At 73.6% G+C, this 22730-nt stretch carries 21 protein-coding genes and 1 pseudogene; 20 read left to right on the top strand and 2 right to left on the bottom strand.

What is annotated here, in order from left to right:
• On the bottom strand, positions 1-597 hold a 597-nt coding region (locus MHY29_RS04930; protein ID WP_239238499.1), incomplete at its 3' end, for a metal-dependent hydrolase.
• A 159-nt stretch (positions 598-756) separates the two neighbouring features.
• Here MHY29_RS04930 and argS point away from each other — a divergent pair.
• The 20 genes from argS (at position 757) to MHY29_RS05030 (ending at position 21919) form a co-directional block, all read left to right on the top strand.
• On the top strand, positions 757-2427 hold the full coding sequence (gene argS / locus MHY29_RS04935) for an arginine--tRNA ligase (RefSeq protein WP_224355245.1): 1671 nt from the start codon (positions 757-759) through the stop codon (positions 2425-2427).
• 29 nt (positions 2428-2456) lie between these two features.
• A complete protein-coding gene (lysA, locus tag MHY29_RS04940) occupies positions 2457-3929 on the top strand; it encodes a diaminopimelate decarboxylase (RefSeq protein ID WP_224355244.1) in 1473 nt (490 codons plus the stop codon).
• Positions 3930-4061: 132 nt separating this feature from the next.
• Entirely contained in the window at positions 4062-5408 is a 1347-nt protein-coding gene (locus tag MHY29_RS04945) for a homoserine dehydrogenase (RefSeq protein ID WP_239238501.1), read from the top strand.
• Between the two features lie 3 nt (positions 5409-5411).
• Positions 5412-6524 (top strand): threonine synthase, encoded by a 1113-nt coding sequence (gene thrC / locus MHY29_RS04950; RefSeq protein ID WP_224355242.1) that lies wholly within the window; start codon positions 5412-5414, stop codon positions 6522-6524.
• A 4-nt stretch (positions 6525-6528) separates the two neighbouring features.
• Positions 6529-7482: a homoserine kinase gene (thrB, locus tag MHY29_RS04955; RefSeq protein WP_239238503.1), complete on the top strand. Its 954-nt coding sequence runs from the start codon at positions 6529-6531 to the stop codon at positions 7480-7482.
• A gap of 233 nt (positions 7483-7715) precedes the next feature.
• The gene (gene rho, locus MHY29_RS04960) at positions 7716-9767 is read left to right on the top strand and encodes a transcription termination factor Rho (RefSeq protein ID WP_239238505.1); all 2052 of its coding nucleotides are present in this window, start codon (positions 7716-7718) and stop codon (positions 9765-9767) included.
• A gap of 105 nt (positions 9768-9872) precedes the next feature.
• Positions 9873-10967: a peptide chain release factor 1 gene (gene prfA / locus MHY29_RS04965; protein ID WP_239238507.1), complete on the top strand. Its 1095-nt coding sequence runs from the start codon at positions 9873-9875 to the stop codon at positions 10965-10967.
• A complete protein-coding gene (gene prmC, locus MHY29_RS04970) occupies positions 10964-11896 on the top strand; it encodes a peptide chain release factor N(5)-glutamine methyltransferase (RefSeq protein WP_224355238.1) in 933 nt (310 codons plus the stop codon). Before prfA ends, prmC begins: the two co-directional genes overlap by 4 nt.
• Positions 11893-12594, top strand: coding sequence for an L-threonylcarbamoyladenylate synthase (locus tag MHY29_RS04975; protein ID WP_224355237.1), 702 nt, complete (start codon positions 11893-11895; stop codon positions 12592-12594). Before prmC ends, MHY29_RS04975 begins: the two co-directional genes overlap by 4 nt.
• Positions 12595-12602: 8 nt before the next feature.
• Entirely contained in the window at positions 12603-13736 is a 1134-nt protein-coding gene (locus MHY29_RS04980) for an MraY family glycosyltransferase (RefSeq protein WP_224355236.1), read from the top strand.
• Entirely contained in the window at positions 13733-14164 is a 432-nt protein-coding gene (locus MHY29_RS04985; RefSeq protein WP_224355235.1) for a hypothetical protein, read from the top strand. The genes MHY29_RS04980 and MHY29_RS04985 overlap by 4 nt, the downstream gene beginning before the upstream one ends.
• Positions 14165-14375: 211 nt before the next feature.
• Positions 14376-15176 (top strand): F0F1 ATP synthase subunit A, encoded by an 801-nt coding sequence (atpB, locus tag MHY29_RS04990; protein ID WP_224355234.1) that lies wholly within the window; start codon positions 14376-14378, stop codon positions 15174-15176.
• 145 nt (positions 15177-15321) lie between these two features.
• On the top strand, positions 15322-15534 hold the full coding sequence (locus tag MHY29_RS04995; RefSeq protein ID WP_135028225.1) for a F0F1 ATP synthase subunit C: 213 nt from the start codon (positions 15322-15324) through the stop codon (positions 15532-15534).
• A gap of 85 nt (positions 15535-15619) precedes the next feature.
• On the top strand, positions 15620-16174 hold the full coding sequence (locus tag MHY29_RS05000; RefSeq protein ID WP_224355233.1) for a F0F1 ATP synthase subunit B: 555 nt from the start codon (positions 15620-15622) through the stop codon (positions 16172-16174).
• A complete protein-coding gene (locus MHY29_RS05005) occupies positions 16171-16986 on the top strand; it encodes a F0F1 ATP synthase subunit delta (protein WP_239238509.1) in 816 nt (271 codons plus the stop codon). The genes MHY29_RS05000 and MHY29_RS05005 overlap by 4 nt, the downstream gene beginning before the upstream one ends.
• Positions 16987-17083: 97 nt before the next feature.
• Positions 17084-18718 (top strand): F0F1 ATP synthase subunit alpha, encoded by a 1635-nt coding sequence (gene atpA, locus MHY29_RS05010; protein WP_224356834.1) that lies wholly within the window; start codon positions 17084-17086, stop codon positions 18716-18718.
• A gap of 83 nt (positions 18719-18801) precedes the next feature.
• Positions 18802-19695: a F0F1 ATP synthase subunit gamma gene (locus MHY29_RS05015; protein ID WP_224355231.1), complete on the top strand. Its 894-nt coding sequence runs from the start codon at positions 18802-18804 to the stop codon at positions 19693-19695.
• A gap of 50 nt (positions 19696-19745) precedes the next feature.
• Complete coding sequence (atpD, locus tag MHY29_RS05020; RefSeq protein ID WP_224355230.1) at positions 19746-21203, top strand: F0F1 ATP synthase subunit beta; 1458 nt, start codon at positions 19746-19748, stop codon at positions 21201-21203.
• A 3-nt stretch (positions 21204-21206) separates the two neighbouring features.
• Complete coding sequence (locus tag MHY29_RS05025; protein ID WP_224355229.1) at positions 21207-21479, top strand: F0F1 ATP synthase subunit epsilon; 273 nt, start codon at positions 21207-21209, stop codon at positions 21477-21479.
• Between the two features lie 14 nt (positions 21480-21493).
• Positions 21494-21919, top strand: a complete 426-nt coding sequence (locus MHY29_RS05030) for a DUF2550 domain-containing protein (RefSeq protein ID WP_239238512.1) — start codon at positions 21494-21496, stop codon at positions 21917-21919.
• Here the strand turns inward: MHY29_RS05030 and MHY29_RS05035 are convergent.
• A pseudogene (locus MHY29_RS05035) lies at positions 21886-22730 on the bottom strand (hypothetical protein); the annotation flags it as partial. The gene MHY29_RS05030 and the pseudogene MHY29_RS05035 sit on opposite strands and share 34 nt — an antisense overlap.

Here is a 22730-nt window from a genome sequence, read left to right on the forward strand (position 1 = left end):
CCAGAACGGGGTGGGGACCGGGGGGTCCGGCAGGGCGGGCCAGAGCAGGGCCACCCCGCGCGTCGTCAGCATGTCCCCGACGATGTGCAGCCCCACGCCCAGCGCCACGGAGACCGTGAGCCAGGTGGCGCCGGGCGCCGTCGTCCCGGCGAGCGCGCCGGCGGCCAGCCCCACCGCCCAGCCGGACACCGGGCCCGGGGCCACGCGCAGGATCCGAGCGGCCACCGCGGCCAGGAACGCAGCCACCACCCCCTGGCCGGCCGAGAAGGTCACGGAGCCCACGGCGGCGGTCAGCGGCGTCAGCACCCAGGTGACGGCCGTGAACGCCGCCAGCCCCACGAACGAGTGCGTCCCCCGCCGATGCCCACCCGCCGCGCGGCGGATGAACCGCGCCAGCACCGTGCTCAACGGGGGCAGCGCCGTGGCGATCGTCGCACGCGGGTGGTCCCAGTCGCTGATCAACGCCGCCCCCGCGGTGGTCAGCGCCCCCACCAGCTGCACCTGGGGTCCCACGTACACCCCCGCGAGGTCGGCCAGCGGTCCGGTCAGCGCGAGCCAGCCGGCGGCTCCGGTCACGGCGTGGGAGGGGCCCATCATGGTCGGTCGTGCTCCTGGGGGAAGGCGGGGCGGGGGCCCGCCGACGCTACGGGAGGGCCTGGACACGTTAAGGCCGGACGCCACCGTGCGGCTCCCCGGGCCCCCGCGCCGCCGGACGCATGCGCGCACCCCCGCGCCCGGATCCGTAGACTTGCGCGGGTGAAGCCCGAAGAACTCTCCGCCCTGATCCATGCCCAGCTGCTGGCCGCCGTCGACGCCGGCGAGCTCCCCGCCGAGCTGCGCGAGCAGCTGTCCGCGGACCGCGTGAAGGTGGAGCGCCCCCGCAGCCGCGAGCACGGGGACTGGGCCACCAACGTGGCTCTGCAGTTCGCCAAGCAGGCGGGCATGAACCCGCGCGAGTTCGCCTCGGCCCTGGCCTCGCGCGTGGGGGAGCAGCCCGGTGTGGCGACGGTCGACGTCGCCGGCCCCGGCTTCCTGAACATCACCCTCGACGCCGCCGCCGCGGGCGAACTGGCCCGGCAGATCGTGGAGGCGGGCGAGGCCTACGGCCGCAACGAGGCCCTGGCCGGCCACACCGTGAACATGGAGTTCGTCTCCGCCAACCCCACGGGCCCGCTGCACATCGGCCACACCCGCTGGGCCGCCCTGGGCGACGCGATCGTCCGCCTGCTGCGCGCCTCCGGCGCGGACGTCACCGCCGAGTACTACATCAACGACGCCGGCAACCAGATGAACGTGTTCGCCGACTCCGTCCTGGCCCGCATGGCCGGCCGCGACGTCCCCGAGGGCGGCTACCCCGGCGCCTACGTCAAGGACCTGGCCGACGCCGTCGCGACCGACCACCCGCAGGTGCGCGAGCTGACCGACGACGCCGCCCGCCCCGTGGTCCGCCAGGCCGCCTACGAGCTGCAGATGCAGGACATCAAGGACACCCTGGCGGCGTTCGACGTGCACTTCGACGTGTTCACGTCCGAGACCCGCCTCCACGAGTCCGGCGCCATCCAGGCCGCCGTGGACCGCCTGCGCGAGCAGGGCCACGTGGAGGACCGCGAGGGCGCCGTGTGGCTGAGGACCACCGACTTCGGGGACGACAAGGACCGCGTGATGATCCGCGCGAACGGCGAGCCCACCTACTTCGCCGCCGACGCCGCCTACTACCTGGACAAGCGCGACCGCGGCTTCGAGGAGAAGGTGTACCTGCTGGGCGCGGACCACCACGGCTACGTCGGGCGCCTCAAGGCGATCGCCGCGGCCGCCGGCGACGACCCCGAGGAGAACATCGAGATCCTCATCGGCCAGCTGATCTCCGTGAACGGCGCCAAGCTCTCCAAGCGCGCCGGCAACATCATCGAGCTCAAGGACCTGGTCCAGTGGCTGGGCAAGGACGCCCTGCGCTACGACCTGGCCCGCTACCCCGCGGACTCGCCCATCACCATCGACCCGGAGCTGCTGCGCTCGCAGACCAACGACAACCCGGTCTACTACGTGCAGTACGCGCACGCCCGCGCCTGCGGCGCCGCCCGCACGGCCGCCGCGCACGGGGTGGACCGCTGCGCGTTCGACGCGTCGCTGCTGACCGACCCCACCGAGTCCGAGCTGCTCGCCCAGCTGGCGGAGTTCCCCGCCGTCGTGGCCTCGGCGGCGCGCCTGCGCGAGCCGCACCGCGTGGCCCGCCACCTCGAGGTCATCGCCGGCGCGTACCACTCCTGGTACGCCGCCCAGCGCATCGTGCCCGTCCCGCTCGAGGACGGCACCCCGGCCCCGGTCGAGGACGTCAACCGCACCCGCCTGTGGCTCAACGACGCCGCAGCCCAGGTGCTGCGCAACGGCCTGGGACTGCTCGGCGTGTCCGCGCCGGAGACCATGTGAACGCCGGCTCCGTGAACCTGGAGGAGACCGTGACCGAGACCGCCCCGCAGTCCGCCCACCCGCTCGCCCCGGCCTGGCTGCCGGCGCCCGCGGACCCCGACGCCCTGGCGCCGCTGGTCTGGTCCTCGGGCGTGGCCCGGGACGCGGCCGGCGAGCTCGCCGTGCAGGGCGTGCCCGCCTCCGTGCTGGCCGAGCGGTTCGGCACCCCGGTGCTGGTGCTGGACGAGGACGACTTCCGCGCCCGCGCCCGCGCCTTCCGCGAGGGCTTCGACGCGGCCTTCGAGTCGCTCTGCGGCGGCGCCGACGTGTACTTCGCCGGGAAGTCGATGCTCACCCTCTCCACGGCCCGCTGGGCCGCCGAGGAGGGGTTGCGCGTGGACACCGCCTCGGGCGGTGAGCTGGCCATCGCCCTGCGCGCCGGCGTGCTGCCCGAGCACATCGGCCTGCACGGCAACAACAAGTCCGCCGCGGAGCTCGCGACGGCCCTGGACGCCGGCGTCGGCCGGATCATCGTGGACTCCGTGGACGAGCTCGAATTCCTCGCGGCGCTCGCGGCCGAGCGCGGGCAGATCGCCCCCGTGATGCTGCGCGTGACGCCGGGTGTGCACGCCCACACACACGACTTCATCGCCACAGCCCACGAGGACCAGAAGTTCGGGCTCTCCCTCACCCCGTCCGCCACCGGGCGGGACGGGAACGAGGCCGGCGTGGCCCCGGCCGCCGTCGCCGTGCGGACCGCCCTGCAGGCGGACTCGATCCGCCTCCTCGGCCTGCACTGCCACATCGGCTCGCAGATCTTCGAGGCCGACGGCTTCGGCCTGGCCGCCGAGCGCGTGCTGGGGTTCCTCGCCGAGGTCAAGGACGAGCACGGCGTCGAGTTGCCGGAGCTGGACCTCGGCGGCGGCCACGGCATCGCCTACACCGCGGTGGACGAGCCCCGTCCGGCCGCGGAGATCGCCGACGCGCTCGCGGACGACGTCCAGAAGGCCGTGGAGCGGCTGGGCCTGACGTGCCCGCGGATCTCGATCGAGCCGGGCCGCGCGATCTCCGGCCCCGCCGGGCTCACCCTCTACTCCGTGGGCGTGACCAAGACCGTGGACGTGGACGCTCCCGACGACGGCACCGCCTCGCGCCGGTACGTCGCCGTGGACGGCGGCATGTCGGACAACCCGCGCCCGGTGCTCTACGACGCGGACTACACCGCGGCGCTGGCCTCCCGCACCTCGGACGCCGCTCCCGCGCTGTCCCGCGTGGTGGGCAAGCACTGCGAGTCCGGGGACATCCTGGTCCGCGACGTCTGGCTGCCGGAGGACGTGGCCCGCGGCGACCTGCTGGCGGTGCCCGCCACGGGCGCCTACACCCACTCGATGTCCTCCAACTACAACGCCCTGCTGCGCCCGGCCGTGGTGGCCGTGCGCGACGGCGAGGCGCGGGAGATCGTCCGGCGCGAGACCCTGGACGACCTGCTGCGGCGTGAGGTCGATCCGCAGAACCCGGCCTGAACCGTCCGGCGCCCGGTCACGGCCCGACGCGCGGGCCGCGGCCCCCGCCCAGGCCGATAGATTGGGGGCCGCGCCCGGCGTCGTCCGCGACGGCGCCGCGCCCACCGCACCCGCCCCGACCGACGGAGGACCATGGCCGAGCCCACCGCATCCGCTGCGCAGACCGCGCCCGCTCCCGCCCGCGATGCCCTGAGGGTGGCGCTGCTCGGCGGCGGCACCGTGGGGTCCCAGGCCGCGCGCATCCTCACCGAGGACGCGGCCGTCCTCGCCGACCGCGTCGGGGCGCGCCTCGAGCTCACCGGCATCGCCGTCCGGGACACCGCCGCGGTGCGCGACTGGCAGGCCGACCCCTCCCTGTACACCACGGACGCGGAGGCGCTCGTGGACGGGGCGGACCTGGTCATCGAGCTGATGGGCGGCATCGAGCCCGCCCGCTCGCTGATCCGCCGCGCCCTCCAGGCCGGCACGTCCGTCGTGACCGGCAACAAGGCCCTGCTGGCCGAGCACGGCGAGGAGCTCTACCGCCTCGCCTCCGAGACCGGCGCCCAGCTCAGCTTCGAGGCCGCCGTCGCCGGCGCGATCCCGATCCTCCGGCCCCTGCGCGACTCGCTCTCGGGCGACACCGTCAACCGCGTCATGGGCATCGCCAACGGCACGACCAACTTCATCCTCGACCGCATGGACACGGAGGGCGCCTCCTTCGCGGACGCCCTGGCCGAGGCCCAGCGCCTGGGCTACGCGGAGGCGGACCCCACCGCGGACGTGGGCGGGTTCGACGCCGCGGCGAAGGCGGCCATCCTGGCCACGCTGGCCTTCGGCTCGTCCTACACCCTGGACCAGGTCTCTGTGGAGGGCATCACGGAGGTCACGGCCGAGGACAACGCGGCCGCCGCGGACGCCGGCTACGTCATCAAGCTGCTGGCGATCGCCGAGCGGGACACCGCCCGGGACGGCACGGCGGGCGCGATCCTGCGCGTGCACCCCACCCTCATCCCCCGCGAGCACCCGTTGGGCTCCGTGCGCGGCGCCTACAACGCCGTGTTCGTGGAGGCGGAGAACGCCGGTCAGCTGATGTTCTACGGCCCCGGGGCCGGCGGCGCGCCCACGGCGTCCGCGGTGATGGGCGACGCCGTCGCGATCGGCCAGCGCATCGTCCGCGGCGGCCCGGCCCGTCTGCGCACCCCCGTCGCGGCGCTGCCCGCGCTCGACGTCTCCGAGGCGCGCACCTCCTGCATGGTGGTGCTGCGCGTCGCCGACCAGCCCGGCGTGCTGCGCCGCGTGGCCGGCGTGTTCGAGGAGCACGGCGTGTCCATCGAGACGCTCCGCCAGGTGCAGGGCGCCGACGACGCCGCGGGCGCATCCCTGCGCCTGATCACCCACCGCGCCCGCCAGCGCGACCTCGACGACGTCGTCGCCGAGCTGACCACCCTGGACGCCGTGCACGAGGTGGCGTCCGTCCTGCGAGTCGAAGGGAACTGACCCATGGCCCACGTCTGGCGCGGAGTCATCCGCGAGTACGCCGGCCGCCTGCCCGTCACCGAGGACACCCGCGTGGTCTCCCTGGGCGAGGGCGGCACCCCCCTGATCCGGGCACCGCACCTGTCCGAGCTCGTCGAGGGCGAGGTCTACGTCAAGTTCGAGGGCATGAACCCGACGGGCTCGTTCAAGGACCGCGGCATGACCATGGCCATCACGGCCGCCGTGGAGAACGGCGCGAAGGCCGTGGTGTGCGCCTCCACCGGCAACACCTCGGCCTCGGCGGCCGCGTTCGCCGCGCAGGCCGGGCTCACGTGCGCCGTGCTGGTGCCCGAGGGCAAGATCTCGATGGGCAAGATGTCCCAGGCCGTGGCGCACGGTGCGGAGATCCTCCAGGTGCAGGGCAACTTCGACAACTGCCTCGACATCGCGCGCAAGCTCTCGGAGAACTACCCGGTGTTCCTGGTGAACTCGGTGAACCCGGCGCGCATCGAGGGCCAGAAGACGGCCGCCTTCGAGGTCGTGGACCTGCTGGGCGACGCCCCCGACTACCACCTGCTGCCGGTGGGCAACGCGGGCAACATCACCGCGTACTGGAAGGGCTACCAGGAGTACTCCCGCCCCTACGTGAACCCGCACCCGGGCACCTCGGACGAGGAGCTGCCCGCCGTGGCCACCAAGACCCCGGTGATGTGGGGCTTCCAGGCGGCCGGCGCGGCCCCGTTGGTGCTGGGCCACCCGGTCACGGAGCCGGAGACCATCGCCACCGCGATCCGCATCGGCAACCCGGCCTCCTGGGACCAGGCCACCGCGGCCCGCGACGCCTCCGGCGGCATGATCGACTCCGTCACGGACGAGGAGATCCTCGCCGCGCACCGCTGGCTGTCCTCCAAGGAGGGGGTGTTCGTGGAGCCGGCGTCCGCGGCCGGCGTCGCGGGTCTCATCAAGCACCACGCCGCGGGGAACGTGCCCGCGGGCAAGACGTGGGTCATCACCGTCACCGGCCACGGCCTGAAGGACCCGCAGTGGGCCCTCAAGGGCGCCGACGGCGACGACGTGACCCCGCGCTCGGTGCCGTTCGACGTGGTGACCGTGGCCGAGGCGCTGGGGCTGACCTGAGCCCATGCGTGAGCTGCGCGACCTCCCCCCCGGCACCGGCGCCCGCGTCCTGGCGCCCGCGACCTCGGCCAACCTGGGGCCCGGCTTCGACGCCCTGGGCCTGGCCCTGGAGCTGCGGGACGAGGTGACGCTGACCGTCGTGGACGGACCGGACACGGCCGTCGTGACGGGGGAGGGGGCCGCGGAGCTCCCCACGGACGGGGAGCACCTGGTCCTCCGGCTCGCCCACGCGCACCTGACCCGGCGCCGGTTCCGCGCCCCGGGGCTGGCGCTGACGGCCGTGAACCGCATCCCGCACGCCCGCGGTCTGGGCTCCTCGGCGGCGGCCGTGGTCACCGCGGTGCTCGCCGCCGAGGCGCTGCTGCCCGCCGACGAGCGGCTCTCCGCCGCGGAGTTGCTGGACGTCACCGCCCGCCGCGAGGGCCACCCGGACAACGTCGCCCCGGCCCTCGCCGGCGGGGCGTCCGTCTCCTGGCACCGCGACGGCGGGCCCGGCTGGGCCACGGCCGCGGTCGCGCTGCACCCGCAGATCACCCCCGTGATCGGCATCCCGGACGTCACGCTGTCCACCCATGCCGCCCGGGCCGCCCTGCCGGAGTCCGTGCCGCACGCCGTCGCGGCCGAGCAGGCGGGCCGTGCCGCCCTCCTCACGCTCGCGCTGGCCTCCCGCCCCGACCTCCTGCTGCCGGCGACGAGGGACTGGCTCCATCAGGACGCCCGCGCCTCCGCCATGCCGCCCTCGGCCGCGCTGGTGCGGGGGCTGCGGGAGCAGGGCCACGCCGCCGTCGTCTCGGGCGCCGGGCCCACCGTCCTGGTGCTGGCCCCGACCCCGGCCGATGCCGAGCGCGCCGCGGAGGCGATGCGCGCCCTGGCGCCGGAGACCGGGGCCGCGTGGCGCGTGCTGGTGCCCGGCGTGGCGGCCGAGGGTGCTAGGGTGGAGCCACTCCATCACGGCTGACCGGCCGCCCCGCACGCCCGTCGTGCGCCGCGCGTCGCCGCGTCCCGGCCGATCGAGTTCCGGTGCCTCCGCCCCCGCCACGCAGTGACTGCGCGTGGGCTCGGGGAGGCGCCGCCAGGGAAGACCACAGGCCCGGTTCTCAGGCTCGCCGCTGCGCGCGCCGACCGGGCGCCCACCTCAGCCCGCCGCGCGTGACGCGCCGCGCGGCTGCTGACGACGGAGAAGGAACCTTCGTGACCGAATCCCCCGACCAGACCACCGCCGGCGGCGGGCTGGCCTCTCTCAAGCTCGCCCAGCTGCAGGCCCTGGCCTCCCAGCTCGGCATCACCGGCGGCTCGCGCATGCGCAAGTCCGACCTGGTGGCGGCGATCTCCGACCACCAGCGCGGCGGCTCCGTGGCCGACCGCGACGCCGCGGCCCAGGCGGCCGCCGCCCCGGCCGCGCAGGCGGAGGCCGCCGAGGCCCCGGCCGCGGAGCAGGCCCCGCGCTCACGCCGCCGCTCCCGCCGCGCCGACTCCGACGGCGCCGTGGCCGCCGACCAGCCCGCCGAGGCCACGCAGGCCCCCGCCGACGAGCAGCCCGCCGCCGAGACCGAGGACGCCCCCGCGCGCGCCGAGGCGTCCGCCGAGTCCGGCGCCCAGGAGACCGGCTCGGGCCGCTCCCGCCGTCGGCGCGGCGACCACGCCGCGCGCGACGCGCAGCAGAACGGCGCGCAGGACGAGAAGCAGGAGTCCGGCCGTGGCGCCGGCGAGGAGACCCGTCGCGAGCAGGACGGCGACGAGGAGCGCGCCGAGGGCCGTTCCCGCTCCCGCCGGGGCCGCGGCGACCGCGACCGCGGCGAGCGTCAGAACGCGGATCGCCAGAACGGCGAGCGGGCCAACGGCGAGCGGGCCAACGGCCAGGGCGAGGATCGCTCCCAGGGCGGCCGCCGAGAGGACCGCGAGGAGGAGTCCGGTCGCGGCCAGGGCGGCGACGGCCAGAAGCGCAGCGACCGCGGCAACGGCCGCCGCGAGGACCGCGACGAGGACGGCCGCCGCGGCCGCAACCGCCGCAACCGCAACGACCGCGGGCGCAACCGCCGCTCCCGCGGGCCCGAGGTGGACGACGTCGAGGTGACCGAGGACGACGTCCTCCAGCCCGTCGCCGGCATCCTCGACGTGCTGGACAACTACGCGTTCGTCCGCACCTCCGGGTACCTGCCGGGGGAGAAGGACGTCTACGTCTCCCTGGCCATGGTCAAGAAGTTCGGCCTGCGCAAGGGCGACGCCGTCGTCGGCGCGATCCGCGCCCCGCGCGAGGGCGAGAAGCCGCACTCCGGCGGCGGCCGCAACCAGAAGTTCAACGCGCTGGTCAAGGTCACCACCGTGAACGGCCAGCCGGCGGAGGAGAACCCGCAGCGGGTGGAGTTCGGCAAGCTCGTGCCGCTGTACCCCACCGAGCGCCTGCGCCTGGAGTCCGACCACAAGCTGGTCGGCCCGCGCGTGATCGACCTCATCAGCCCCATCGGCAAGGGCCAGCGCGGCCTGATCGTCTCCCCGCCCAAGGCGGGCAAGACGATGATCCTGCAGTCCATCGCCAACGCCATCACCCGGAACAACCCCGAGGTGCACCTGATGATGGTCCTCGTGGACGAGCGTCCCGAGGAGGTCACGGACATGCAGCGCTCCGTGGCCGGCGAGGTCATCGCCTCCACCTTCGACCGCCCGGCCGAGGACCACACCACCGTGGCGGAGCTGGCCATCGAGCGCGCCAAGCGCCTCGTGGAGATGGGCCGCGACGTCGTCGTGCTCCTCGACTCCATGACCCGCCTGGGCCGCGCCTACAACCTGGCCGCCCCGGCCTCGGGCCGCATCCTCTCCGGCGGCGTCGACTCGGCCGCGCTGTACCCGCCGAAGAAGTTCTTCGGCGCCGCGCGCAACATCGAGAACGGCGGCTCGCTGACCATCCTCGCCACCGCCCTGGTGGAGACCGGCTCCCGCATGGACGAGGTCATCTTCGAGGAGTTCAAGGGCACCGGCAACATGGAGCTGCGGCTGTCCCGGCAGCTCGCCGAGCGCCGCATCTTCCCGGCGGTGGACGTCAACGCGTCCGGCACCCGCCGCGAGGAGGTCCTGCTCTCCCCGGAGGAGGTCAAGATCATGTGGAAGCTGCGCCGCGTCCTCTCCGGCCTGGACACCCAGCAGGCCCTCGAGCTGCTCACCAACAAGATCAAGGACACCGCGTCCAACGCGGAGTTCCTCATGCTGGTCTCCAAGACCACGCTGGGCTCCAAGGGCGACGACTGAGTCCCGCCTGACCGTGCGGCCCCGCCGTCGGACCCGCGCGGTCCGGCGGCGGGGCTGTCGTCGTCCGCCCCGTCCCGCCACCCCGACCCGTCACCAGGAGGCACCGTGTTCGAGTCCGTCGAGCGTCTGCTCGCCGAGCACCGCGAGCTGGCCGGCCAGCTCTCCGACCCCGCGCTCCACGCCGACGCCGCCCGCGCCCGCCGCGTGGGGCGGCGGTACGCGGAGCTGGGGGCGGTGGTCGCGGCCCACCGGGAGTGGGAGCAGGCGGTGGCGGACCGGGACGACGCGAGGGAGCTGGCCGCGGCGCCGGGGGAGGACGCCGCCGCCTTCGCCGCGGAGGTGCCCGCCCTGGAGGCCGCCGCGGACGAGGCGGCCGAGCGCCTGCGCCGGCTGCTGATCCCGCGGGACCCGGACGACGGGCGCGACGTGATCCTCGAGATCAAGGGCGGCGAGGGCGGCGAGGAGGCCGCGCTGTTCGCCGGCGACCTGCTGCGCATGTACCTGCGCTACGCGGAGTCGCGGGGCTGGCGGACGGAGGTCCTCTCGGCCACCCACTCGGACCTGGGCGGCTTCAAGGACGTCCACGTGGCGGTGCGCGGCTCCGCCCAGGACCCGGCGGAGGGCGTCTACACCCGCCTGAAGCACGAGGGCGGGGTGCATCGCGTCCAGCGGGTGCCGGTCACGGAGTCCGCCGGGCGCATCCACACCTCGGCCGCCGGCGTGCTCGTGCTGCCCGAGGTGGACGCCCCGGACGAGGTCCACCTCGATCCGAACGACCTCAAGGTGGACGTCTTCCGCTCCTCCGGGCCGGGCGGCCAGTCCGTCAACACCACCGACTCCGCGGTGCGCCTGACGCACCTGCCCACGGGGATCGTCGTGTCCATGCAGAACGAGAAGTCGCAGATCCAGAACCGGGAGGCGGCGCTGCGGGTGCTGCGCTCGCGCCTGCTGGAGCGACAGCGGGCGGAGCGGGACGCGGAGGACTCGGCCGCGCGCTCGGCCCAGGTGCGCACCATGGACCGCTCCGAGCGGATCCGCACCTACAACTTCCCGGAGAACCGCATCGCCGACCACCGCACCGGCTTCAAGGCGCACAACCTCGACGCTGTCCTGGACGGGGCGCTCGACCCGGTGATCGACTCCTGCGTCGCCCTCGACGAGCAGCGTCGCTTGGCGCGGCTGGGGGAGGAGGCGCGGTGACCTCGTCCGGACCGGCGACGCCGCCCGCGGACTGGTCGGCGCTGCTGCGGCAGGCCGCGGCCACCCTGCGGGCCGCGGGCGTGGACTCCCCGCGGGCCGATGCGGAGCTGCTGCTGTCCCACCTGCTGGGCGGGGACCGCGGCACGCTGCTGGCCCGCGTGCTCGCGGGGGCCGCGCCCGGCCCCGGGCAGGCGGAGGCCTTCGGAGCCCTGGTGGAGCGCCGGGCCGTGCGCGAGCCGCTGCAGCACATCACGGGGGCGGCCGCGTTCCACGGGCTCACGCTCGAGGTGGGCCCGGGGGTGTTCGTCCCGCGGCCGGAGACCGAGCTGCTGGTGGAGGAGGGCATCCGGGCGCTGGCCGTGCTGGACGGGCCGGCGCGGGTGGTCGACCTGTGCACGGGCTCGGGGGCGATCGCCGCCGCAGTGGCCGCCTGGGCCGAGGAGCGCCACCGCGACGTGGCGGTGACGGCCGTCGAGCGGGAGGACGCGGCCCTGGCGTGGGCCCGACGGAACCTCGAGCCGCGCGGAGTGGACCTGCGACAAGGCGATGCCCTTGTCGCGTGCGCGGACCTGGACGGCACCGTGGACGTCGTCCTCTCCAATCCGCCGTATGTCCCGGACGCGGAGCTGCCCGTCCAGGCCGAGGCGCTCGCGGATCCGCCCACGGCCCTCTACGGCGGGGACGCGGCCGGGCTGCGGATCCCCCGGGGGATCATCGCCCGCGCCGCGGGCCTCCTGCGACCCGGGGGCCGGCTCGTCATGGAGCACCACGAGGCGCAAGGGGAGGCCCTGGCCGCGGAGGCCCGCCTCGGGGGTCGCTTCGAGGACGTCCGGGTGCTGCCGGACCACACCGGCCGTGAGCGGTTCCTGGCCGCCGTGCGGACGGGTGCCCTCGTCGCGCCGCCCTCGGATGGGAGAATGGAGCCGTGAGTGAGTTCATCGACGTCTCCGACCCCTCCGACCTGACCGCCGCCGTCGAGCGCGCGCGTGCCGTGCTGGCCGACCGCGCCTGCGTGGTCCTCCCCACGGACACCGTGTACGGCATCGGCGCGGACGCGTTCTCCCCGACGGCCGTGGCCGTGCTGCTGGCCGCCAAGGGCCGCGGCCGCACCATGCCCCCGCCGGTGCTGATCTCCGACCGCTCCGTCATGGCGGGGCTGGCCTACGACGTCCCCGAGGCCGCGGAGGAGCTGGCCGAACGCTTCTGGCCCGGCGCCCTCACCCTGATCCTGCGCTCCCAGCCCACGCTGACGTGGGATCTCGGCGAGACCCGGGGCACGGTCGCCCTGCGCGTGCCCGACGACGCCGTCACCCGCGAGCTGCTGTACGCCGTCGGCCCCATGGCCGTCTCCAGCGCCAATCGCACGGGGATGCCGGCGGCCACGACCGCCCGCGGTGCGGAGGAGATGCTGGGCGAGTCCGTCGCCCTCTACCTGGACGGCGGTGAGCGCGCCACCCAGGAGCCCTCCACCATCGTGGACTGCACCGTCACCCCCTTCCGGGTCGCCCGGCAGGGCGCCGTCTCCCTCGAGGCCCTCCGCGCGGTGGTCCCGGACCTCGTCGCCGAGGGCGAGGAGCCGCCCGTGCCCGCCGAGCTCACCACGCCGCCGGCCGCGCCGGAGGCCTGAGCCCCCGCGTGCGCGCCTACCTCCTGGTCGCGGCCGTCACGGCCCTGACGTGCCTGGCGCTCACCCCGTGGGTGCGGCGCGTCGGGGTGCGCGCACGCGCCTACACGCCGCACCGGGACCGGGACGTCCACCGCGCCCCGGTGCCGAAGCTCGGGGGCGTCGCCATGGTCGCGGCCGTGCTCGCCGGCCTCGCCGTGGCGGGTACCGTCCCGTTCCTCGGGGGGATCTTCACCGACGCCTCCGCCATGCGCGGGCTGCTCGCCGCGCTCGGGATCATCCTGGTGCTGGGCGTCGTCGACGACCTCGTGGACCTGCGCTGGTGGGCCAAGCTCGGCGGCCAGAGCCTCGCCGCCCTCGCCGTGGCGCTGGGAGGGATCCGGATCGCGGCCCTGCCCGTGGGCTGGATCCACGTGGGCAGCGAGGCCGTGCAGGTCGCGCTCACGGTCTTCGTCGTGGTCCTGACCATGAACGCCATCAACTTCATCGACGGCCTGGACGGCCTCGCGGCCGGCGTCGCGCTGATCGGCGGCTCGGCGTTCTTCGTGTACTCGTACCTGTTGACGCGCACCATCGACCAATTCGACTACTCCAACCTGGCCACGCTGCTCATGGCCCTGCTGATCGGAGCGTGCGCCGGGTTCCTGCCCTACAACCGCCATCCGGCGCGGATCTTCATGGGGGAGTCGGGAGCCCTCCTGCTGGGGCTGCTGCTCTCGACGGCGGCGGTGGCCGTGACCGCCGACCTCGACGCCCTGGAGGGGTTCCGCTTCCGCAACGTCCCGGCCTACATGCCGGTGCTGCTCCCGATCGCCGTGCTGGCCCTTCCGCTGGCGGACCTGACGATCTCGGTCATCCGCCGGGCCGCGCACGGGGAGAGTCCGTTCGGCGCGGACCGCGGTCATCTGCACCACCGTCTCGTCGACGGCGGCTTCACGCACGCCCAGGCCGTCCGGGTGCTGTGGCTGTGGTCGTTCATCGTCGCCTGGGGCGTGCTCTCCCTGAACTTCGCCGACGACGCCGTGGTCCTGCTCCTCGCCGCCGCGGGGTTGGCCGTGGCCACCTGGCTGACGGTGCACCCCCTGCGCGCCCGTGCCGCCCGGCCCGCCTCCCGCCCCGACGCCCAGCCGAAGGACCAGCCGTGACCGCCTCTGCCCGACCTGCCCGCCGCCGCTGGGAGAACCGCGCCGGATGGTGGGGGATCCTGCGCTGGTGCTGCGCCGCGACCGCCGTCGGCGTGCTCGCCTGCGGGGCCGTGGCCGCCGTCCTCCACGGCGGTCCCGCGGGTCTGTCGGCGCTGACCGGCGGGGGAGCGGTCCTGGTGCTCTCCGCCCTGACGGGCGCGACGACGGCCGTGGCCTGGGACCGCGCCCGCGCGGCGGCCCTGCCCCTGAGCGTGGGGGCGTTCGTCGTCAAGCTGGTGCTCTACGCCCTGCTCCTCGCGACCCTGCGCATGCCCGAGTGGATGTCCGGCACGGCCGTCGCGGTCGGCGCGCTCGTCGGCGTCGTCGTGTGGCAGGCCGTCGAGGTGCTCGTCTTCGCACGCACCCGCCGCGGCATCTACGCCGACTGACGCGAGGCGCCGAGGGTCGCGTTCTCACCGGCATCGCGGTAGGGAGCACGGCCGCCCGTTTGGTATCGTCTACGGCGAACACACCGACGGTCCTCGTGCGCCGCTCGATGTCCTCTTCCCAGGCTCTCCGGTCCCCTCTCGTCGCGGGTCCAGGTCCGGTGCGAGGGCCGGGCCCGCGGGCCGGTCGCGCACCACTTCGGAGAGGAACCGCGTGCTACCCCTCGTGCTGGCCAACGCAGAATTCGTGCCCCCGTCCGTCTCGGACGCTCACCTGCCGGATCTCCTGCCGTGGGGCGCCGAGTACGGCACGGGCTTCGGCAAGCAGATGCTGCTGGTGTTGCTCTCCGTCGTGCTGATCACCGGTTTCTTCGCCTGGGCCATGCGCAAGCCGAAGCTCGTTCCCGGCCGCGCCCAGTGGATCGCCGAGTCCGGGTACGCCTTCGTCCGCAACGGCATCGGCCGCGACGTCATGGGCGAGAAGCACTTCAAGCAGTGGGTGCCGCTGCTCTTCGCGATCTTCTTCTTCGTGCTGCTGAACAACCTCTTCGGCGCCATCCCGCTGCTCCAGATGCCCTCGTTCTCCCACGCGGGCTCCGCGTACGCCATCGCGCTGATCGTCTACGCGATCTGGATCGGCGTGGGCGTCAAGCACCACGGCGTGAAGTACTTCAAGCTGGCCGTCGTCCCCTCGGGCGTCCCGGGCTGGATCCTGCCGCTGCTCGTGCCGCTGGAGTTCATCTCGAACTTCATCGTGCGCCCGCTGACGCACTCCCTGCGTCTGATGGCCGTGATGCTCGCCGGCCACATGATCGTCATGCTCGCCGGCGCGGGCGCGGCCTTCCTCATCACGCAGACCGGCAACCCCCTGCTCGCCGGCACCGGTGTGCTGGTGATCCTCGCCTCCGTGGCCCTGTACCTCCTGGAGATCCTCCTGATGTACCTCCAGGCCTTCGTCTTCACGCTGCTGACCGCCCTGTACATCCAGGGCGCCATCGACGCGAACGACCACTGATCTTCCCGGCCGGCGCGTCCTGAACGGACGTCCGGACCCGGGGCGGGACCTCCCGCACAGACTCCTTCCCGGCCCGCGCGGGCCCGGGAAGAGAGACCTCCCCCCAACTCGGCCGGAACCCTCCGGCCCCGTGAAAGGAAGCACCATGGAAATCTCCGGCTCCCTCAACATGATCGGCTACGGCCTCGCCGCCATCGGCTCCGCCATCGGCGTGGGCCTCATCTTCGCCGCCTACATCAACGGCGTCGCCCGCCAGCCCGAGGCCCAGCGCATCCTGCAGCCGATCGCCCTCCTGGGCTTCGCGCTCGCCGAGGCCCTGGCCATCCTCGGCCTGGTCTTCGCCTTCGTCATCAACTGATCCTGTCCCTGCCAGGGCCGGCCGCCGTGTCCGCGGCGGCCCGGCCCACGCCAGACAGGACACCCGAACGAAGGATGGTTAGAACATGATCAGCAATGGACTGATCCTCGCGTCGGCGGAGGGTGCGAACCCGCTCGTCCCGAACCCGTGGGAGATCCTCGTCACCACGGTGGGCTTCGCCGTCCTGATGTTCATCGTCGTCAAGTTCGTCGTCCCGGCCCTCGAGAAGTCCTACACGGACCGCGTCGAGGCCATCGAGGGCGGTCTCGAGAAGGCCGAGAAGGCCCAGGCCGAGGCGAACAAGATGATGGCGGACTACGAGGGCCAGCTGGCGGACGCCCGCCAGGAGGCCAACCGCATCCGCGAGGAGGCCCGCACCGAGGGCGCCCAGATCGTCGCGGAGGCGCGCGAGCGCGCCGCGGCCGAGGCGGCGCGCATCACGGAGCAGGCCCAGACGCAGATCGCGGCCGAGCGCACGCAGGCCGCCGCCCAGCTCAAGGGCGAGGTCGGCACGCTGGCCACCACCCTGGCGAGCAAGATCGTCGGCGAGTCCCTCGACGACGACGCCCGCTCGCAGCGCGTGGTGGACCGCTTCCTCGCTGACCTCGACCGGCACCAGAGCGCGGGTGTGTCCGAATGATGACGGGCGCATCGGGTGACTCGCTGACCGCCTCCCTGGAGTCGGTCCGCACGGTGCTGGACGAGGGCGGCGTCGCGCTGGCACGCGAGCTGTTCGCGGCGCTGGACGTCGTGGACCAGCAGGGCGCGCTGCGGCGTGCCCTCACGGACCCCGCCTGGAGCACCGAGCGCCGCCACGGCGTCCTGGACTCCCTGTTCGGCGGCCGGGTGAGCCCCGGTGCCCTGCAGGTCCTCAAGGACCTGGCCGGCCGGCGCTGGTCGGCCGAGCGTGACTTCGGGGACGCCCTCGAGGCGGTGGCCGCGGACGCGGCCGCCGGCGAGGCGGCCCGTGGCGGTCACGCCGGCCTGGCCGCCCTCTCGGGCGAGCTCCTCGGCTTCCAGCGCGTCTTCCAGGACTCGCACGAGGTCGAGCGCGCCCTGACCGATCAGCGCGCCCCGCGCGAGTCCCGCTCGGGGCTGGCGCGGCGACTGCTCGGCGCCCAGGCCTCCCCGGCCGCCGTGCTGCTCGTCGAGCGCGCGGTGACCGACGGCCGCGGCGTCAAGCCGGCCACGGCGCTGCGCTCCTACGCGGATGTCGTCGCCACGCGTCAGCGTCAGTGGATCGCCGAGGTGACGGTCGCCCGTCCGCTCGAGGACGGTCAGCGGGAGCGGCTCGCCGCCGGCCTGCGCCGCGCCTTCGGACGCGACCTCGTGCTCGACGTGAACGTGGACCCCACCGTGGTGGGCGGCATCCGCGTGCAGGTCGGGGACGACGTCATCGACGGCTCCATGGCCAGCCGACTGAACGACCTCCAGCGCCGGATGGCGGCCTGACCGGCTTCACGCCGGTCGGGCCGTCCCACGGACCACACAGACCACCAGCATCATCGTCACGTCGATGATCACCAAGCACAGAGAGCAGGGACTGCAGATGGCCGAACTGACCATCAACGCCGACGATGTCCGCAATGCCTTGAACGACTTCGCGGCATCGTACGAACCGTCGGACACCACGCGCACCGAGGTGGGCCGCGTCATCTCCGCGGCGGACGGCATCGCCCGTGTGGAGGGCCTGCCCTCCGTCATGGCGAACGAGCTGCTGCGCTTCTCCAACGGCATCCTCGGCCTCGCCCAGAACCTCGACGCCCGTGAGATCGGCGTCGTCGTCCTCGGCGAGTTCCAGGACATCCGCGAGGGCATGGAGGTCCAGCGCACCGGGGAGATCCTCTCCGTGCCGGTCGGCGACGGCTTCCTGGGCCGCGTCGTGGATCCGCTGGGCCACCCGCTGGACGACCTGGGCCCGATCGAGGCCGAGGGCCGCCGCGCCCTCGAGCTGCAGGCGCCCACCGTGACCCAGCGCAAGTCGGTGCACGAGCCGCTGCAGACGGGCATGAAGGCCATCGACGCGATGATCCCGATCGGCCGCGGCCAGCGCCAGCTGATCATCGGCGACCGTCAGACCGGCAAGACCGCCATCGCCGTGGACACCATCCTGAACCAGAAGGCCAACTGGCAGACCGGCGACGTGGACAAGCAGGTCCGCTGCGTGTACGTGGCCGTGGGCCAGAAGGCCTCCACCATCGCCGCGGTGCGCTCCACCCTGGAGGAGCACGGCGCCCTGGAGTACACCACCATCGTGGCCTCCCCGGCGTCCGACCCGGCCGGCTTCAAGTACCTGGCGCCCTACGCGGGCTCGGCCATCGGCCAGCACTGGATGTACGGCGGCAAGCACGTCCTGATCATCTTCGACGACCTGTCGAAGCAGGCCGAGGCCTACCGCGCGGTGTCGCTGCTGCTCCGCCGCCCGCCGGGACGCGAGGCCTACCCGGGTGACGTGTTCTACCTGCACTCCCGCCTCCTCGAGCGCTGCGCCAAGCTCTCGGACGAGATGGGCGCGGGCTCCATGACCGGCCTGCCGATCATCGAGACCAAGGCGAACGACGTGTCGGCCTACATCCCGACCAACGTCATCTCCATCACCGACGGCCAGATCTTCCTGCAGTCGGACCTCTTCAACGCCAACCAGCGCCCGGCCGTGGACGTGGGCATCTCGGTGTCCCGCGTGGGCGGCGCCGCGCAGGTCAAGGCCATGAAGAAGGTCTCCGGCACGCTGAAGCTGGACCTGGCGCAGTACCGCGACCAGCAGGCGTTCTCGATGTTCGCCTCCGACCTGGACCCGGCCACCCGCCGCCAGCTCGCCCGCGGCGAGCGCCTGATGGAGCTGCTCAAGCAGCCGCAGTACTCCCCGTACCCCGTCGAGGACCAGGTCGTGGCGATCTGGGCCGGCTCCAAGGGCCACCTCGACGACGTGGCGGTGGAGGACGTGCTGCGCTTCGAGCGCGAGTTCCTCGACCACCTGCGCCGCAAGGATGTGGTGCTGGGCGAGATCGCCTCGACCGGCAAGCTCGAGGACGAGACGGTCTCCGCCCTGGAGCGCGAGATCGACGCCTTCAAGAAGGGCTTCCAGGCCTCGGGCCACGACGGCGTCGCCGCCGGCCACGAGGAGCACGCCGCGATCGGCCAGGACCAGGTCGTGCAGGAGCAGATCACCAAGCAGAAGCGCTGACCGCGCTGCGGTGAGGGAGCGGTCCGGCGTCGGACCCCACGGGGACGGCGCCGGGCCGCCCTCCCGCCACGGAAAGGACCATCATGGGAGCCCAGATCCGGGTCTACCGTCAGAAGATCGCATCGACCACGTCGATGAAGAAGATCTTCAAGGCGATGGAGCTGATCGCCACGTCCCGCATCACCAAGGCGCGTGAGCGGGTCAACCAGTCGCTGCCGTACGCGAACGCGATCACGCGCGCCGTGACCGCCGTGTCCAGCCAGCACGACATCGACCACGTGCTGACCACCGAGCCGGAGAACCCCACCCGGGCCGCCGTGCTCATCATGTCCTCGGACCGCGGCCTGGCCGGCGCGTACTCCGCCAACGTCCTGCGCAAGGCCGAGCAGCTGCTCACCGCCCTGCACGAGGAGGGCAAGGACGTCGACGTCTACGTCGTGGGCCGCAAGGCGCAGACGTACTTCGACTTCCGCGGCCGCGAGTACAAGCAGCTCTGGACGGGTCAGACGGACGCCCCCAAGGCGGAGCGCGCCCAGGAGATCGGCACGATCCTCGTGGAGTCCTTCCTCACCGACACCGCCGCCGGGGGCGTGGACGAGATCCACGTGGTCTTCACCGAGTTCGTCTCGCTGGTGAAGCAGAACCCCCACGTGATCCGCCTGCTGCCCCTCGAGGTCGTGGAGCAGGACGTGGTCTCCCCCGAGGAGGTCCTGCCGCTGTACGAGTTCGAGCCGGATGCGGACGAGGTCCTCGACGCCCTGCTGCCGAAGTACATCGAGTCGCGCATCTTCAACGCCATGCTCCAGTCGGCCGCCTCCGAGCTGGCCAACCGTCAGCGGGCCATGAAGTCGGCCGGTGACAACGCCTCGAGCCTCATCAAGGAGTTCACGCTCCGGATGAACAACGCCCGTCAGGCCGAGATCACCCAGGAGCTCACCGAGCTCATCGCGGGCGCGGACGCGCTCAACAACTCCTGAGCCCTTCGACTCATCAGACCCGCCATCCACACACGATAGAAGTGAGAGAGATGACTGCCACCTTCACCGACCAGGGCACCGGCACCCCCACCGCCGGCGCCACCGGGCGCGTCGCCCGCGTCATCGGCCCCGTGATCGACGCCGAGTTCCCGGCGAACGCGATGCCCGAGATCTACAACGCGCTGACCGCGACGGTCGAGCTCGCCGGCCAGACCCGCGTCGTGACCTTCGAGGTCGCCCAGCACCTGGGCGACAACATGGTCCGCGCGATCTCCCTGCAGTCCACCGACGGCCTGGTCCGCGGCGCCGACGTGCAGGACACCGGCGCCCCGATCTCCGTTCCCGTGGGCGACGCCGTGAAGGGTCACCTCTTCAACGTGCTCGGCGAGACCCTGGACATGCCGATCTCCGAGCTGGACGTCCAGGAGCGCTGGCCGATCCACCGCCCGGCCCCGTCCTTCGCCGCCCTCGAGGGCTCCACCGAGATGCTGGAGACCGGCATCAAGGTGATCGACCTGCTGACCCCCTACATCAAGGGCGGCAAGATCGGCCTGTTCGGCGGCGCCGGCGTGGGCAAGACCGTGCTCATCCAGGAGATGATCACCCGTGTGGCCCGCAACTTCGGCGGCACCTCGGTGTTCGCCGGCGTGGGCGAGCGCACGCGTGAGGGCAACGACCTCTGGGTCGAGATGGACGAGGCGGACGTCCTCAAGGACACCGCCCTCGTGTTCGGCCAGATGGACGAGCCGCCGGGAACGCGTCTGCGCGTGGCCCTGTCCGCGCTGACCATGGCGGAGTACTTCCGCGATGTGCAGAACCAGGACGTGCTGCTCTTCATCGACAACATCTTCCGCTTCTCGCAGGCCGGCTCCGAGGTCTCCACGCTGCTGGGCCGCATGCCCTCCGCCGTGGGCTACCAGCCGAACCTGGCCGACGAGATGGGCGTGCTGCAGGAGCGCATCACCTCCACCCGCGGCCACTCCATCACGTCGATGCAGGCCGTGTACGTGCCCGCGGACGACTACACGGACCCGGCCCCGGCCAACGTGTTCGCCCACCTGGACGCGACCACCAACCTCACCCGTGACCTCGCGTCCCGCGGCCTGTACCCCGCGGTGGACCCGCTGGCCTCGACCTCCCGCATCCTCGACCCGCAGTACGTGGGCCAGGAGCACTACGACGTCGCGACCCGCGTCAAGCAGATCCTCCAGAAGAACAAGGAGCTGCAGGACATCATCGCGATCCTCGGTGTGGACGAGCTCTCCGAGGAGGACAAGATCACCGTGTCGCGTGCGCGCAAGATGGAGCAGTTCCTTTCGCAGAACACCTACACCGCCAAGCAGTTCACCGGCGTCGAGGGCTCGACCGTGCCGATCAAGGACACCGTCGAGGGCTTCAAGGCCATCGCCGACGGCGACCTGGACCACGTGGCGGAGCAGGCCTTCTACAACGTGGGCGGCCTGGACGACGTCGAGCGCGAGTGGGCCAAGATCCAGGCCGAGGGCTGATCCATGGCTGAGCTGAACGTGGAGATCGTCTCCGAGGAGAAGTCCATCTGGACCGGAACCGCGTCCGCCGTCTCGGCGCGCACGATCAACGGTGAGATCGGCATCCTGCCGGGCCACACCCCGATGCTCGCCGTCCTCGGCGACGGCGAGGTCGTGGTGCGCGCCACCGACGGCGGCACGATCACGGCGCAGGCCAACGGCGGGTTCTTCTCCGTCGACGACGACCGCGTGGTGATCGCGGCCGCCACCGCCCAGCTGGGCGGGGCGGCGGCCTGATCTCAGGCCGAGACATGAGGGGCCCGGTGCTGCTGCTCTCCGGGGCGCTGGCGGTGTTCGCACTGCTGGCGCTCGCCGGATGGGCACGGCACCGGGCCCTCGTGCGTGGACCCGGGCGCTTCGCCGGGGTCCTCGTCACGGACGGCGGGCGTCGGTGTCGGGTCGTCGGATGCTTCCGCTCGCACGAGCTGGTCCTGTCCCACCACCTGCTGCCCGAGCGTCGGCTGTGGTCCGCCGAGCGCTGGCGCCTGGAGGTCGACCGACTGCCCGCCGCGGAGGCTGGCCACACGCGGCTGCGCATCACGGACGCCTCCGGGCGCTCGGACGACGCCGTGGACCTGGAGGTGGAGGACGACGTCGCCGGCGCCGTCCGCGCCTGGACCGAGGCCGGCCCCTCGCAGGCCGGTCAGTCGTGGTGGCGCCCGCCCGGCGCCGCCTGAGACCGCAGCACCGTCACGGCGCCGTCTGGCGCCCACACGAGCACGTCGCCCCCGGGGGCGGCGTGCTCCGTCGTCTCCGGGGTCCCCACGGGGACGGCGTGGCTCCCGCCCAGCGTCCGTGCGGGGACGTGCGTGGCGGCGCGCAGCACGGCGTCGGGGTCCAGGTCGCTGTGGAGGAGGCGTCCCACGATCTCCGGGAGGTCGGCGGCCCCTCCGGCGAGGGCCGCTTCGGCAGGGCCCGTCGGCTCATCGGCGCCGACCCGCGGGCCGTCCTGGGCCGCGTGGATCGGGAGAGATCCCAGCCGGTGCGCGGTGCCCCGAGTCGCGCCGGTGGCCGCGACGGCGTCGGAGACCAGGCACGCCGCGGGGGCCAGGCCGGGGTCGCCCAGGATCGCGGTGAGGACCTCGTCGTCCACGTGGACGCCGTCGCCGATGAGCTCCAGGCGGGCCCGGCCCGCGCGGGCGGCTCCCAGCAGCGCCGGCAGCGGCCCGGGGGCGCGGTGGTGGAAGCCCCGCATCCCGTTGAAGAGGTGCGTCGCCACCGGGGTGGGCGCGGGGAGGCCCGCCGCGGTCGCGGCCGCCCGCGCGTCGTCGGCGGTCTGGAGCCAGGCGCGCGTCGTCGCCCCATCGGCATCCGTGTGCCCCGGACACACCACGACGCCGGTACCTGTCAGCTCCCGCGTCAGCGCGTCCGCGCCGGGGAGCTCGGGGGCCAGGGTGAGCGTGCGCACGAAGCCCTCCGGCTGGGCGGCGATCAGGGCGCGCACCCGTCGGCCGGCGGGGGAGGGCGGCGTCAGGAGCAGGGCGGGGT

Source organism: Micrococcus sp. ACRRV (assembly GCF_022346985.1).
Classification (GTDB): Bacteria; Actinomycetota; Actinomycetes; order Actinomycetales; family Micrococcaceae; genus Micrococcus; species Micrococcus porci.